This is a genomic window from Dyadobacter alkalitolerans DSM 23607, assembly GCF_000428845.1.
GTDB lineage: Bacteria > Bacteroidota > Bacteroidia > Cytophagales > Spirosomataceae > Dyadobacter > Dyadobacter alkalitolerans.
This window is the reverse complement of record NZ_AUAS01000016.1, coordinates 19574-33079: the sequence shown is the minus strand read 5'-3', so window position 1 is coordinate 33079 and position 13506 is coordinate 19574. Positions and strand designations below refer to the sequence as shown.

Here is a 13506-nt window from a genome sequence, read left to right as displayed (position 1 = left end):
TCAGACATGCGAATCGCATTGATCTTCAAGCAAATACGAAAAGGAGATAAATTTTTATCTCCTTTTTATCTTATTGTGCTGGCTGTGTGGATGCTGGCTGCCTGCGAAGGTAAACAAAACAAAGTCGGTGCGTTATATACCGGCCCGCTCGAACTTGTCAATGATGTTGAAGTAAAATACAGCGAGCAGGGAAAGCTGAAAGTGGTGATGAAAACGCCAAAGCGCCTCGCTTATCAAAACGAAGCACAAGTTTTCCCCGATACGATCAACATTAATTTTTATGATACAACGGGCACCATCGTGACACGCCTGCGTTCCGATTCGGGACATTACGACAAAGCAGCTGACGTTTACATTGTAAAAGGAAATGTGCGCGTAGTGAAGTCGGAAACGGAAGAGTTGCTTACCACTACCGAGCTTAACTGGAGCCCGCGTACGCGAAAAGTCTTTACTGAAAAGCCGCTTTCAGTTATTAACAAACGAACTTCGGAAGTTACCAATGCGATCGGCATGGATGCCGAGCAGGATTTTACACGCATTAAATTTCGAAAGGCAACCGGAATCTATAAATTCAGCGGCGCTCCTTAATATTCCTTGCAATTCTTTAATGCAGCTTGTACAGTTTCAATAGGTGTATATACGCTGTCTTTACCCCATTTCATACCGAGAAAGCTGACCAGCTCAGCAATTTCGATCTCTGTCAATTTAGGATTGGCGGGCATAGGCCGGTTAAATTCTTTGCCGTCGACCAGAATAGTGCCTTTCATCCCGTTTCTGATAATGCAAGCAATGGCTGATTTATCGCCGAGTCTGGCAGACGTTGCCAGCGGCGGATAAAGGTTAGCCATTCCCTTGCCATCAGCCTGATGGCAATTGGCACAATAGGTTGTGTAAAGCTGATATCCTTCAACAAAATACTGCTCACTTTTTAGCTCAGATGCATTTTGGCAGGAAAACAGGGCGATAACTGACAGAAGAATAATCGCTGGTTTGATCATCAAAACGGGAGGTGACTGACTATTTATATTCGTCGAGTAATATCTTCATATCGGCAATCAGCTTCTGGGTTCCTTCCTCCGTTGTGCCATCATACATGCCTCTTACCCGCTTGTCCTTATCGATCAGGATAAAAGCCCCGCCGTGAATGTATCCGCCGTCAGCCGTCTTGTCTTCTTTTGCCGTGACCAGATAATTTGTCTGACCAATTTCAAAAATCTTCTCTTTATTGCCAGTCAGAAATTGCCATTGATTGCCTTCGATGCCCAAATCACCTGCAAATTTCTTTAAAACCTGGGGCGTGTCGTGATCCGGATCGATAGAGTGGGAGAGGATCATTACTTGCGGATTGCCCTTGTATTGATCATAAACCTTTATCATTTGCCGCTTCATCACGGGACAAATGGTGGGGCAGGTTGTAAAGAAAAAATCTGCAACATAGATTTTCCCTTCCACGATTTTTTCGGAAACGGTGTCACCTTCCTGATTAACAAATGAAAAAGCGGGAATAGTATTATACACCGTATCAACAACTTCCTTCCCATCAACCATTTTCTTGACCGCATCGCGTTCTCCGAGAATCGGCAGCTTCTTATCGTCTTTGCAGCTAAGCACGCCCAAAATGAATGCAGCGAGAACGAACGTATATATATGAATGGTCTTATTTCCTTGTTTCATAACCTGTTACTCCAAAAATGTTTGCGCTTCCTGAATGGACTTTAATGTTACCTGTTTTACTTGCAGAATCTTTTCCTTTTCGCTCTCAAAATACTGGATCGCACTTTCAGGCTTTAATTTCTTGGCAGAATCACCTCGGTAAGCATGCATCCAGCTCATCATCAGCTTATCTGATTCATTTAGTTTCTGATTCAGATCCACAGCTTTCATGCGTTCTTCGGCGATGGTATTGCTGCTGATGCCTTCGTTTTGCAAGCTATCCATATGCTGAATTTTCTTGGATAACTTTGATTTCAATGTCATGATCTGATCCATTTGCGGCATCACTTCATCGTGAATCGTCATCACTTCTGTTTCCAGCTCGGAGGCCTTATCTTGTTTGCCTTCTGTGCCGCATCCTGACAAAAGTGCCAGAACTAACACGGATAGAATTGAGTATTTCATTAGTTTGGGAGGTTATATGTATTGTATTTCGAAAATGCTGTTGGCCTAATTTTGTTCTTTCAGAATCATTTCGCGTGCATTGACCAGCACAGAATCGGATGGATTATGCCCGCCGATCATTTGCGCAATTTCCTGCACACGCTCGTCTACGGTGAGTTTTTTTATTTTACTGACGGTTTTTTCAGAAGAATGATCCTTGTAAACAAAGTAATGCGCATTGCCGCTGCTGGCAATTTGATGTAAGTGTGTAATGGCAATAATCTGATGGTTATGCGCCATATTCTGCATCATTTTGCCCATTTTTCTTGCAATTTCACCCGAAACACCCGTATCAATCTCATCAAAAATGATCGTGGGAAGCATTCGTTTATCTGCAAGAATGTATTTGATCACCATCATTAATCTGGAGAACTCGCCGCCCGAAGCAACTTGCTTCAATTCTTGCGGGACAACACCTTTGTTGCCGCTGAAAAGAAACGCCACCGAATCCAGGCCATTAGCTGTCGGCAATGTTTCTGTTACCTGTATAGATAAACTTGCGTTTGGGATTCCCAGTTCCGAAAGTCTTTCCAAAATCAGCGTTTCTATTGCTTTGGTAACTTTTCGCCGCTTTTCTGAAAGGATTCTGGCACTTTTGAGCATCGCCTCTTTCGCCTGAACCGCAGCTTTTTCCGCTTTAACCAGGTCATCATCCAGGTTCAGAACAATGCTGAGCTTACGCTGCAATTCTTCTTCAATTTGAAGCAACTGCTCAACAGTGTTTACCTGATGTTTTTTGAGCAATGTATATATCAGGTCCAAGCGCTCCTGAACTATTTCGGCACGTCCCTGATCAATATCCACGGAGCTGTTTGCCTGGTCGATCTCGTCAGCTATATCGCGCAGTTCTATCAATGTGCTTTGCACGCGCTCACGGATGGCGTCATATACAGGAACGAGCCTGGCGGCCTGACCTATTGCGTTAGCCGCATTTTTCAGCAGTTCAAGGATGGAATTATCGGGGTTATCTAGTAATGTGTAAGCGAGTTGCAGTTTTTCGCGGATCTCTACTGCATTTTCCAGAATGTTTAACTCAACTTCCAGCTTCTCCTGCTCGTCAGAAACCAGCTTGGCGTTGTTTAATTCCTGAAAGAGAAACTGGTCGTAATCAAACTCTTTCCGGAGCTTACCCGCTTCTTGTTGAAGCGTTTCAAAGGCCCGTGTTGCATCCTTATATGCCGAAAAATCCTGCTGATATGCTTTAAGCAGTTGTGCATTATCGGCAAATGAATCCACCACGCGCAGCTGAAATTCATTGTTGCCAAGCATCACCGAATCGTGCTGCGAGTGAATGTCAAGCAGCTGGCTGCCGATCCGCTTCAACGATTCCAGATTGACCGGCGTATCATTTACGAATGCGCGCGATTTGCCAGCCACAGAAATTTCACGGCGGATGATGCACTCATCAGAATAATCGACATTTTCATCTTCAAAATTAGGGGCAAGGTCATAGCCGGAAAGATTAAAACTGCCTTCTATCACACATTTTTCACTGGAATCGTAAAGTGATTTTACATCGGCCCGATTGCCCAGAAGTAAGCCTATTGCGCCCAGCATGATCGACTTTCCAGCCCCCGTCTCACCCGTAATGATGTTTAGTCCGGGATCTGGCGACATTTCCAGTTGCTTAATGAGCGCGTAATTTTTTATAAGTAAATTCGAAAGCATATCTATACGAATATAGTCATCAGATCAACAATTAGGAAATATAACCATTCGTGTCCTGGTTTTGCCGGCTCATTTCGAGTTGGCATCATACACGATCTCATAAAGCGATGGCAATGGAATGAGGTGCGTGTGATTACGCGGGTCTCGGATCAGCAAACTTTCGTTTGTAAAGGATTCAAGTTTGCCAAAATGCGTGTTCCCATTATTCAAAACTGCGTTGATTTCTATTTTAAGCAACTTTTCGAGTGAAGCAAAAATGTCTTTGGAAGAGATGCGTATTAATCTTTTACTCATAAGAAATCACTGAAACGATTTGAAGGGGAAGTGCGATGGTTTATAAGGAGAGACGTTGATATAATTGCGTTTTGCTAGGATCCAGCCCGACCAGAAGCGTATAAGCTTTCGCACGTTCCTCGGGCTGCGCCTCTATCAGGATCCGGTAAAGCTCATCGGATTTTGAATCGAAAAAAGAGTTGATTACCACACTGGCAGGCCGTAACTGATTGACTTCCTTTGCTGTATTGAGCACTTCCAGCACTTTTGCGCGGGTCTCCGCCGGATTCTGAGTGGCAACGTCGAGCCCAAGGCGGTAATATTTATACATGCCTTCCCGGAACGGCGTGAATTGCTGGCTCATCAGGTTTTCTACAAGCCAGTAACGATTCCGCGAGTCACCATTGGAATCCCAGCCGCGTTTATTAGGGGAGGAGTTACGAGCCTGATTCACAAGGTTAAAAGCCTTCTGAACATAAGGTGCCCCGCCCAGCTTGCTGAAAGAATCGTAGTCAAAGATCAACGCTACATTCGCGTAAAATGCCAGAATGTAGGGAAGCTCTTCGGTGTAGTTATTTTCGTTAAAATAAAGGGGCGTGTTGGGTAAGTAATTGAAGGTGAAGTTTTTGTCAACATATGTAAAAAGAACTGTCTCGTAATTTGAATTGTAAACAGGCCTTGATACAACCAATTGTGCATTCCCTTCATAGGCGCCCTGATTGAGTGAGCGCGTCAGGTTTACATTGAGCTTGCATTTGATTTTTTCCTCTTTCCCGAACTCGTCGTTGGTCCAGCGTGTATTGTTCAAAAAATCATTCATATAAGTTTGAAGCTGCGCCATAGACTGTGGATCAGTCTTTTGCTGTGCTACCAGCTGCTCGTAATTAAGATTCACCGAGAACTGGAACTCCTGCGCCAGCGATTGTACAGAATGTGTCCAGGCCACCAGTAAGAGCAACCAAACCCAAATATTTTTCATGCTTCACTCCATTTATTTAAGACAATGTTCAGGATGTCCTGCGCTACTTCATCTTTGTTTTTAAGATCGAAATGTTTCACATTTTTCCCTTTGTCAATAACGGTTATTTTGTTGGTATCGTGTGCAAAGCCAGCACCCGGATCATTCAGTGAATTCAGAATGATGAAGTCAAAGTTTTTGCGCAGTAACTTGTCCATTGCATACTCCATTTCATTCTCTGTCTCCAATGCAAACCCGATCAGCAACTGGTTTTCCTTTTTGGTTTTTCCCAATGTCCCAGCAATATCCTGCGTTTTGACCAGATCCAGGGTCATTTCCTGGCCTTGCTTCTTGATCTTATGCTCGGCTATAACCTTTGTTGTGTAGTCAGCAACGGCAGCAGCAAATATAACCACGTCGCTCTCTTTAAAATGTTCGGAAGTGACTTTATACATTTCATTTGCGCTCTGTACATTGACGCGCTTCACCGTCGGTTCGGGCACCGGCAGGCTGGTAGGCCCGCTCACAAGCGTAACTTGTGCTCCTGCGGAGGCAAAGGCTGCTGCAATTGCATAACCCATTTTCCCTGACGAGCGGTTGCTGATGTAACGAACCGGATCAATTGCCTCTACGGTGGGGCCGGCAGTAATTAGCACGCGCTTTCCGGAAGCGATGGGTTTTCTTGCAAAAAAGCTGCCTAAAACTTTTATGATTGCCTCTGGCTCGGCAAGACGACCATCTCCAATCAAACCACTGGCCAGCTCACCGTGTTCGGGCTCGATAAAGTGATTACCGAAGCGAAGTAATGTATCAATGTTGTGCTTCGTCGACGGATGCTGATACATATCCACGTCCATGGCAGGCGCAAAGAAAACAGGACAGCGGGCCGACAAATAAACGGCTGTTAACAGATCGTCACAGTTGCCGATGGCGCATTTTGCCAGCGTGCGTGCGGTCGCAGGAGCAACGATGATCGCATCCGCCCAGAGTCCAAGCTCCACATGGTTATTCCATGTTCCGTCCTGGCGGTCCGTAAATACGCTTAATACAGGTTTTTTAGATAAGACGGATAAGGTAAGCGGGGTAATAAATTCCTTTGCCGACTCTGTCATAACCACTTGAACATCAGATCCGGCTTTTACCAAAAGCCTGACAAGAAGGGCAGATTTATATGCGGCAATGCTGCCTGAGACGGCAACGAGTATCTTTTTACCTTTAAGATTCAAACTTCAATGGCTTTGGGTGGTCAATTCGGAAGGACTCCTGTCTGGCATAAAGTTACAGAGATAAGTGTAACATTTAAAGCCTGTAAATGAAAAGCCAGCCGCAAAACAATTTTTGCGGCTGGCTTTTGAATGAAATCAATTTTTATTCTTCCGTTGTATCGCGGTAAGCGTGGTAAGTTTTTCCTTCGATGAATTCATCTATTGAAATGCTTCCTGCTTTTGGCATACGCTCGTAAAACTTGGAAATTTCAATTTGCTCCCTGTTTTCAAACACTTCTTCCAGGTTGTCTACGCCAGAAGCAAATTCAGCAAGCTTATTGTTAAGCTCTTCCTTCATCTTGCTCGAAATCTGACGGGCTCTTTTGGAGATTACAGAAACTGATTCGTATAGGTTACCAGTTACGTCTGCGATCTTATCGGTATCCCGGGTAATGATTGATGGATTGGTTGCCATACTTATGGTGATATTAGTTAAAATTAAAATCTAAATGAAAGAACTACTGTCCTTTCGGTTCTGTAATAGCCGGCGTCGTTACTTTCGTCGGCTTGTTGGCTGGGTCGGGCTGCGTTTCAAGTTGTTTCTGACGTTCCACTTCGGCTTTTGCAATGACATCGATTTGCTTTTGGCTTTCGTCAAACATTCTTTCCGCATCACGGTTATATTTTCCTGTCGGATATTTATCGATCAGCTCCTGATAAAACTTCAAAACGTCCTGATAACGTTCCTTTTGCTTCGAACTAAAACTGTTGGTGGCTAGATTGTACTGTGATTCCACCTTCAAAAATGCAAGTTCTTCATTGTATTTCGAATCTGGAAAATCCTTACGGAAGTTCTCAATCGATATTACGGCCGACTTCATCGACATTGCATTGAAATCGCTGATCTTGTGATATAAACGGGCTCTTTCATATGCTTTGCGTTCAAGCTTTGCGCGCAGTTCCAATATATAACGCGTACACTCTTCGCGGAAAGGGCTTTCAGGATATGCATTGATAAAATCCTGCATAGCCGAAATCGCTGTGAATGTACTGGTCTGGTCTAGGTTGTACGGCGACGAATCCTTATACAGGGAAAAAGCATGCATATACAATGCTTCCTGTGCGTAATCGCTTCGAGCGTAGGTATCAAAGAACTTTTTGAACAAAAACTGACTCGTATTGTACTGTCCTTGCTGGTACTGAGTATACGCATAGTAAAACTGCGCCAACTCGGATTCTGTACTTCCTTTTAACAATGGAATGAGTTCTTCAAAAAGTAGGCCGGAACGATAAAAATCCCCCTTTTTGTAATAAGACATCGCGGCATCATACTTTTCCTGATCCGTACCAGTCTTTTGTAACTTCGAGAACTTACTGCAAGAAGTAATTACAAGGACCGCAATAAAAAGCAAGAAATAGCTTGCTGGACTGTTTTTTCGCATATTAGGTGCAAAGGTAATAAAAAAAGCTACATCATTCATAACGAATGCGTAGCTGATATAGTGTTAAAAATTAGCCTATTGCTGATGACGTACAAGCATTTTTTTAGTGGCTACTTTTTGACCGTCCAGTGACAATTGATAGAAATAAAGCCCTGTCGGCATATCTTTCGTATTGACACGCAGCTTTCTGTCATTTCTGTTTAGGGGCAGCTCGGCCATCTGAGAGCCAAGCACGTTGTAGATAATCAGTTTCGCGTCACGAATGTTGGCAGTGATATTATAGTCAAGATCTGCATATTCGCTGGCCGGATTCGGATAAATGTTTGATACTGAAATCTTATCATTAGCATACAGTTGCTCTTCAACTTTCAGCTGCGCTTCCATTTCAGGTTGTCTCCTGTTTGAAGATCTCTCCACGATTTCGGCGGTTGCGACACCCGTGCTTTCAGAAGCATTGGGAGAAGCAAATAAAAATGAACGGTAGAAACTGTTTAGCGCTTTTGGATTTTGCAAAGACAGTAATTTGTAGCTTGAACCCGTCGCCAAACCTGAAAATTTAATGTTTTCGCTCGCAGCCGGCTTCTTTTTGTTGACCATGTTCAAACGGCTACCGTTCGAGACGGATTGTGCGTTTAAACCCTGTAAGGCCAACGTTAGTGTTATCATTAAGTAAAGTATATTTCTTTTCATAGCGTCATCTTGGAATACTTTTGACTAATATTTTATAATATTTTAGTAAAAAAGTACATTACAAAAATATAGAGAAACAATTGTATATTCAAAATATATTGTGTGAATGGACATCTTTATTTTGCAATCTAAAAAATCATGCCTGCTTTAATAAAATGAAGCTTGTCCTGATATATTTTTTACAACTCTTTCCAAATCGTCTTATTCTTGGTTGGTTTCTCTGAAATTCGCCAGTTGAACCCGTCCAACTGTCGTTCCGGAGCCTTTATTTTCGATGGTGGAATGAGCCTGCCGTCCGGTTTCCCCACAAATGAGATTTTATGTACACGATTGTCAGTGAAAAGCAGATTCATTTTTCCACATTCAACCCGGTTAAGTCCGATACTTTTTTGCTCATCATCCACCGCATAGTAAGCACTTTCGCCGTTTCCATCCACCAGAACCTGTTTTAATTTGTTCCCGCTTTCAAAAAAAGCATTGATCGTACGGCCTTTCACTTGATTATACTGCTTCACCAAAGTATCCTCCGTAATCACAAAAGATTTGCCTTTCAGCAGCATCCGGTTGATCTCATTATTGACTAAGAAAGCAGTGATCGAATCGGCCTCCATTTGATAATGCTGATCACTCCATAATATAGGTTTCCGGAAAAATCGGATGATCGAATCAGCCGTGTTGTACGTGATCGAATCGCATTTGCCCTGGAAATCGCTTTTATATATAAAAACGTTTTTATTCCCGATCAGCTTTCTTGTGCTATCTCTCTGATTTTCATAAGAATACAATGTATCCGCACGAATGTAAAGGGTGTCGTCAGAAACTACATTCCTGACATAAGCATGACCGAAAATTTTGGAATAACCCTCTTTTTTCCAGTAATATCCTTCGTCGCCATTCAAGACCGTTTTATCCTTTTTAGCAACGATCACCACATTGCCTTTCCCGCGGCCATTGTTCGTTTTACCGTCCACTTCGAGCGAGTCAGCGGTAAGTGTATACGTTTCATTGTCCACCATCGTCCGCTTCTGAAATGAGGACTCCGCAGACTCCGTATTATACCGACCTCTGGTTCCGTTTACCGTGCCGTCTTTATTGGTGATTTTCGTGGCACCATTGAAATCCGACCACTTCGTCAGCGAGTTGTACAGCAATGTATCCGTTGTAAGCACATACTTTTTATTGACCAGCTTTACACTTTTATAATAAGTAAATTCCTTTGTCCGCGTATTATAGAAACCCTCTTTACTCGTCAGCACATTTTCCTCATCGACAGTCCGGCCGGGCGTTTTGTAATTGGCAATGCCATTGGCCATATCGTATTCGATCTTGCGGGTCGTTAGGGTGCGTTTGCTATCTTTCAAAACCGTCTTTTTACCACTTACAATAGCGAGTCGCGTGTTGCCGAAATAGTAGAGCGTATCGCCTGTCACTGTAACCGTATCACCCTGTACGATCTTAACATTCCCGAAAGCTTCGATCACATTCGTATTAATATTCTGGATCGCGAGATTGCTGTGCAAGAATGCTCCTTTGTGCTTAAAAACGCCATTTTTGACCCGGCGGGAGTCAACTCCGTTTTCATTCACAATTTCCAGCTCGTCGGACTTTATAATTTCAACAAGATCCTCACTCGGAACTGGCTGAGTTTTTGGTAAAGCTCTCTGGGCCAACAGGTAATGTGAAAAAAACATCAAAACAAAGAACGTCAAACGAAACATATTACCTTTGATATTGATGACGCGCAAAAGTTTAAAAGGGTTGCAGTTCGCGATGTATTTTTTTTTATTCATGTTGCCATTCTTTCTTTTACCTTTGAAATCAGTGCCTTCTGGCGAGTCTGGTAAAAGACTATTCATGTCTTATATACGCCAAAACTACATCAATTACGTTTCTTAGGTTCATGTTGGATGCTTTTTTAACTTTTATTAACCAACACAAGCTGGATCTCGAAAAGCAGCCTTGCTTACTGACTGTGAGTGGGGGGGTAGACTCGGTTGTAATGCTCCATCTGTTTCACCAAGCCGGTTTTCCGGCTGGCGTTACGCATTGTAATTTCGAGTTAAGAGGCGAAGAGTCCGATGAAGACGAACAATTTGTTCAGCAGCTATCCCAGGCATATGATTTTCCATTTTTTACCAAACATTTTGATGTAAAGTCCTTCGCAAAAGAAAAGGGTATTTCCACGCAGATGGCAGCACGCGACCTGCGTTACGAATGGTTTGAAACGCTAAGAATCACGAACGGTTACACATATATTGCCACCGGTCACCACGCAAACGATTCGCTGGAAACAACCCTTTTAAATCTCACCCGCGGAACAGGATTATCCGGCCTACATGGCATTTCCGGCATCAACAATCATCTCATACGGCCATTGCTCCTGGCCACCAAAGACCAAATACTGACCTACGCGCAAGAGAACGCGCTAACATGGAGAGAGGACCGCTCGAACGCTTCGGACGACTACAAAAGAAACCTGATCAGACACAAGGTTGTGCCCGTTTTGCAGCAGCTAAATCCGTCATTGGAAGCCACTTTCATTCACTCCTCCGCAAAACTGTCGAGTGCGGATCGGTTGCTGAAAGAGATGCTGGACGAATGGGCAAGAGGGGTTGTTGTGACGGAGGGGGAGCAGGTGAGGATCAGTAAGGCGAAAATTGTTTGTGAGAGCGAGCCGGGGTATAGGCTATGGCATTTGCTTGACAAATTTGGTTTTTCCTATCAACAATCAGTACAAATCGTCGCAAACTTACACGGCATTTCGGGAAGGAAGTATTTATCGCAGTCTCATATCTTGTTGATTGATAGACAGGATTTGATTCTCGCAAAAATGGACGGGAATCCTGAGGATTTAAGTTTATACATCAATGAAAAGGTGGGTGAGTTTCGTTGGGAGGGCTTTTCATTACGCCTCGTGCAGAGAGAGAGGAATTCAAATCTCCCCACCTATTACAGCAGTAATACTGCTATTCTAAATGCGAAAAAGCTCAAATTTCCATTGACTGTCAGAAGGTGGCAGAAAGGGGACTTTTTCCAGCCCCTAGGGATGCAAGGTAAGAAAAAAAAGCTCAGTGACTTTTTCACAGATATCAAAGCGGATTACTTTACGAAACAACACACTTTTCTTCTTATCAATGGGAATGGAGAAATCATATGGGTAATGGGTCTGAGATTAGATGAACGTTATCGGATACGGGATGATACGGCGGATATTTTGGAAGTTTCTTGGGTGGTAAATTCTGGTATATGAGACAATTTTTATCATGAATTTTGAAGGTGCAGAGAGGTTAACATCAGCGAAAGACGAAATGTTACAATTATTGTAATTTCACATTATAGATTCAGAGCCAATGTATTCAGAAATATTACGGGCAACCGGCACTTATACAGATGAAGAGGAAAGGCTTTTTGAAGAAGCGGTCATGGCGCGGCACATTAACCAAAACGAAGTCATTCTCCAAACAGGCCAAGTATCCAAATCAATTTATTATTTGTTGCGTGGATCCGTTTACCAATATGAACAGGTGTCTGAGCTGGATCGAAACATCATTGATTTGCGCGTACAAGATGAATGGTTTTTTGATTATCAAAGCCTGATTTCTCAACGCCCTTCTGAAACTTATATCCAGGCTTTCACTGACTGCGACGTTCTCGAACTCAGTCTGGATACCGTGCATTACCTAACAGGAAGGTCGATTGCTTTTTTGCAGCTGAACAAAGTTTTGGAAGGTGCATCAGAAAGACTGAGGTTCTTTGATCAATCGATGACTCCTGCCGAAAAATATGCATTCATTCTTGATAACCGCCCAAGGCTGATACAAGCATTTCCTTTAAAAATGGTCTCGTCTTATCTCAAACTCATGCCGGAAACACTGAGCAGGGTCAGGAAGTCTATCTCGAGGACCACTATTTCTTGATTTGAATCAATAGGTCAAATCAAGGTCAGAACATACTTTTGATTTAAAACTAAGGAATACGCAGCAATCATCACGATCTATCCGGCCATTTATAGGCTGCCGGAACTTTGAACTATCCCGGAATTTCTATCGCGATCTGGGCTTTGAGGAAGTCGTAATTTCACCCGATATGTCGCTTTTCAAAACAGAAAATGTTGGTTTTTACCTTCAAGATGCCTTTGTGCAGGATTGGATCGACAACACAATGATTTTCCTCGAAGTGCATAATGTACAAAACACGTGGGATGAATTAGCATTGCTCAATCTATCGGAGAAATACAAAGATGTGCTTCTTTTCAAAAAGTCTGGGTGTTCCTGGCTTTCCTTCACCGGAACTTGTTCGCGCGCAGGACTTAGGAATGACTTACCGGGGCGAAGTAGTGACCGGAGAATGGCTCGCTACTCAGGCATACAATGGACTTACTTTTGTAGAACTGGTTCAGCCGCTTTCGGGACAAAGTATGTTTCATGATTATTTGAAACAATATCCGGCAGGTGGAGCACAGCATTTTGCATACAGGCTTTCGGTCAGCGATTTTGAAGAGGTTCTACGGAAGTTTCGGGCAAAAGGACATGAGATTATCAGTGAAGTGGATCATCCTATTGCTAGAATGGCATTTTTCGATACCTATGAAACAATTGGGGCTGTTACTGAAATCATGGGAATTACGCCCGAAGGATGGAATGCTGTTGAACAAATGAAAAACGGAAATGGCCAATAAGCTTTCGAGCCGACATCAAGAAACTGTGGACGCACTGCCGTTGACAGAAGGTATGAGAATATTGGAAATCGGCTGCGGATCGGGTGCAGCCGCCCGCGAAGTCGCAAAACGTAGTCCAGGTGGCCGAGTTCTGGCAATTGATCGGTCATCTAAGGCTATCAGGCAGGCTAATGAAAATAGTAAGGCAGAAATTGCTTCCGGCGTACTTTCCTTTCGTACCGAATCAATCGAAAACTTTGAGTTGCAAGACGGTGAAGAACAATACGATCTCGCTTTTGCGATCCGTGTGGGTGCGCTGGATGGAAGACATCCCGAAATAGAGCAACAGGCTATCGAAAAAATCCGGAAAGCACTAAAACAAAATGGTAAACTTTACATCGATGGCGGAGATCCGTTGAAGCAGCTCGCAATTAGGGACCGGTAATCAGAAAATAG

Annotated in this window: 16 protein-coding genes; 5 read left to right on the top strand and 11 right to left on the bottom strand. The window is 43.3% G+C overall.

The window, feature by feature from the left end; all coding sequences use genetic code 11:
- Positions 1 to 6 precede the first annotated feature (6 nt).
- A complete protein-coding gene (lptC, locus tag G395_RS0122945; protein ID WP_229204265.1) occupies positions 7 to 588 on the top strand; it encodes an LPS export ABC transporter periplasmic protein LptC in 582 nt (193 codons plus the stop codon).
- Here lptC and G395_RS0122940 read toward each other — a convergent pair.
- The 11 genes from G395_RS0122940 to G395_RS0122890 all read right to left on the bottom strand — a co-directional run bounded on the left by G395_RS0122940 (position 585) and on the right by G395_RS0122890 (position 10063).
- On the bottom strand, positions 585 to 998 hold the full coding sequence (locus G395_RS0122940) for a c-type cytochrome (RefSeq protein ID WP_026632210.1): 414 nt from the start codon (positions 996 to 998) through the stop codon (positions 585 to 587). The two genes, lptC and G395_RS0122940, sit on opposite strands and share 4 nt — an antisense overlap.
- Before the next feature lie 19 nt (positions 999 to 1017).
- Positions 1018 to 1674: an SCO family protein gene (locus tag G395_RS0122935; protein ID WP_026632209.1), complete on the bottom strand. Its 657-nt coding sequence runs from the start codon at positions 1672 to 1674 to the stop codon at positions 1018 to 1020.
- A 6-nt stretch (positions 1675 to 1680) separates the two neighbouring features.
- Positions 1681 to 2118, bottom strand: coding sequence for a hypothetical protein (locus G395_RS0122930; RefSeq protein ID WP_026632208.1), 438 nt, complete (start codon positions 2116 to 2118; stop codon positions 1681 to 1683).
- A 45-nt stretch (positions 2119 to 2163) separates the two neighbouring features.
- Positions 2164 to 3825 carry a DNA repair protein RecN gene (gene recN, locus G395_RS0122925; protein ID WP_026632207.1) on the bottom strand — a complete coding sequence of 554 codons (1662 nt, stop codon included), beginning with the start codon at positions 3823 to 3825 and terminating at the stop codon, positions 2164 to 2166.
- A 69-nt stretch (positions 3826 to 3894) separates the two neighbouring features.
- Positions 3895 to 4119: a hypothetical protein gene (locus G395_RS0122920; RefSeq protein WP_026632206.1), complete on the bottom strand. Its 225-nt coding sequence runs from the start codon at positions 4117 to 4119 to the stop codon at positions 3895 to 3897.
- 40 nt (positions 4120 to 4159) lie between these two features.
- Entirely contained in the window at positions 4160 to 5077 is a 918-nt protein-coding gene (gene porD / locus G395_RS0122915) for a type IX secretion system protein PorD (protein ID WP_026632205.1), read from the bottom strand.
- Positions 5074 to 6282, bottom strand: a complete 1209-nt coding sequence (coaBC, locus tag G395_RS0122910) for a bifunctional phosphopantothenoylcysteine decarboxylase/phosphopantothenate--cysteine ligase CoaBC (RefSeq protein ID WP_026632204.1) — start codon at positions 6280 to 6282, stop codon at positions 5074 to 5076. The genes porD and coaBC overlap by 4 nt, the downstream gene beginning before the upstream one ends.
- Before the next feature lie 142 nt (positions 6283 to 6424).
- Positions 6425 to 6736 carry a DNA-directed RNA polymerase subunit omega gene (locus tag G395_RS0122905; RefSeq protein WP_026632203.1) on the bottom strand — a complete coding sequence of 104 codons (312 nt, stop codon included), beginning with the start codon at positions 6734 to 6736 and terminating at the stop codon, positions 6425 to 6427.
- A 43-nt stretch (positions 6737 to 6779) separates the two neighbouring features.
- Positions 6780 to 7703 carry an outer membrane protein assembly factor BamD gene (locus G395_RS0122900; RefSeq protein WP_026632202.1) on the bottom strand — a complete coding sequence of 308 codons (924 nt, stop codon included), beginning with the start codon at positions 7701 to 7703 and terminating at the stop codon, positions 6780 to 6782.
- Between the two features lie 75 nt (positions 7704 to 7778).
- Positions 7779 to 8369 carry a T9SS type A sorting domain-containing protein gene (locus G395_RS0122895; protein ID WP_229204264.1) on the bottom strand — a complete coding sequence of 197 codons (591 nt, stop codon included), beginning with the start codon at positions 8367 to 8369 and terminating at the stop codon, positions 7779 to 7781.
- Positions 8370 to 8572: 203 nt separating this feature from the next.
- A complete protein-coding gene (locus G395_RS0122890) occupies positions 8573 to 10063 on the bottom strand; it encodes an OstA-like protein (protein WP_229204263.1) in 1491 nt (496 codons plus the stop codon).
- Between the two features lie 230 nt (positions 10064 to 10293).
- On the opposite strand from G395_RS0122890, the gene tilS reads away from it, so the two are divergent.
- The 4 genes from tilS (at position 10294) to G395_RS0122870 (ending at position 13495) form a co-directional block, all read left to right on the top strand.
- Entirely contained in the window at positions 10294 to 11643 is a 1350-nt protein-coding gene (tilS, locus tag G395_RS0122885; protein WP_026632199.1) for a tRNA lysidine(34) synthetase TilS, read from the top strand.
- A 100-nt stretch (positions 11644 to 11743) separates the two neighbouring features.
- Positions 11744 to 12310 (top strand): Crp/Fnr family transcriptional regulator, encoded by a 567-nt coding sequence (locus G395_RS0122880; protein ID WP_026632198.1) that lies wholly within the window; start codon positions 11744 to 11746, stop codon positions 12308 to 12310.
- A 323-nt stretch (positions 12311 to 12633) separates the two neighbouring features.
- Positions 12634 to 13071: a VOC family protein gene (locus G395_RS30060; RefSeq protein ID WP_051350316.1), complete on the top strand. Its 438-nt coding sequence runs from the start codon at positions 12634 to 12636 to the stop codon at positions 13069 to 13071.
- Entirely contained in the window at positions 13061 to 13495 is a 435-nt protein-coding gene (locus G395_RS0122870) for an SAM-dependent methyltransferase (RefSeq protein ID WP_026632197.1), read from the top strand. Before G395_RS30060 ends, G395_RS0122870 begins: the two co-directional genes overlap by 11 nt.
- Positions 13496 to 13506 lie beyond the last annotated feature (11 nt).

Coding starts and splice junctions, on each gene's coding strand:
- lptC (WP_229204265.1), top strand. CDS start 7: ATGCGAATCGCATTGATCTTCAAGCAAATACGAAAAGGAGATAAATTT.
- G395_RS0122940 (WP_026632210.1), bottom strand. CDS start 998: ATGATCAAACCAGCGATTATTCTTCTGTCAGTTATCGCCCTGTTTTCC.
- G395_RS0122935 (WP_026632209.1), bottom strand. CDS start 1,674: ATGAAACAAGGAAATAAGACCATTCATATATATACGTTCGTTCTCGCT.
- G395_RS0122930 (WP_026632208.1), bottom strand. CDS start 2,118: ATGAAATACTCAATTCTATCCGTGTTAGTTCTGGCACTTTTGTCAGGA.
- recN (WP_026632207.1), bottom strand. CDS start 3,825: ATGCTTTCGAATTTACTTATAAAAAATTACGCGCTCATTAAGCAACTG.
- G395_RS0122920 (WP_026632206.1), bottom strand. CDS start 4,119: ATGAGTAAAAGATTAATACGCATCTCTTCCAAAGACATTTTTGCTTCA.
- porD (WP_026632205.1), bottom strand. CDS start 5,077: ATGAAAAATATTTGGGTTTGGTTGCTCTTACTGGTGGCCTGGACACAT.
- G395_RS0122905 (WP_026632203.1), bottom strand. CDS start 6,736: ATGGCAACCAATCCATCAATCATTACCCGGGATACCGATAAGATCGCA.
- G395_RS0122900 (WP_026632202.1), bottom strand. CDS start 7,703: ATGCGAAAAAACAGTCCAGCAAGCTATTTCTTGCTTTTTATTGCGGTC.
- G395_RS0122895 (WP_229204264.1), bottom strand. CDS start 8,369: ATGATAACACTAACGTTGGCCTTACAGGGTTTAAACGCACAATCCGTC.
- tilS (WP_026632199.1), top strand. CDS start 10,294: ATGTTGGATGCTTTTTTAACTTTTATTAACCAACACAAGCTGGATCTC.
- G395_RS0122880 (WP_026632198.1), top strand. CDS start 11,744: ATGTATTCAGAAATATTACGGGCAACCGGCACTTATACAGATGAAGAG.
- G395_RS30060 (WP_051350316.1), top strand. CDS start 12,634: ATGTGCTTCTTTTCAAAAAGTCTGGGTGTTCCTGGCTTTCCTTCACCG.
- G395_RS0122870 (WP_026632197.1), top strand. CDS start 13,061: ATGGCCAATAAGCTTTCGAGCCGACATCAAGAAACTGTGGACGCACTG.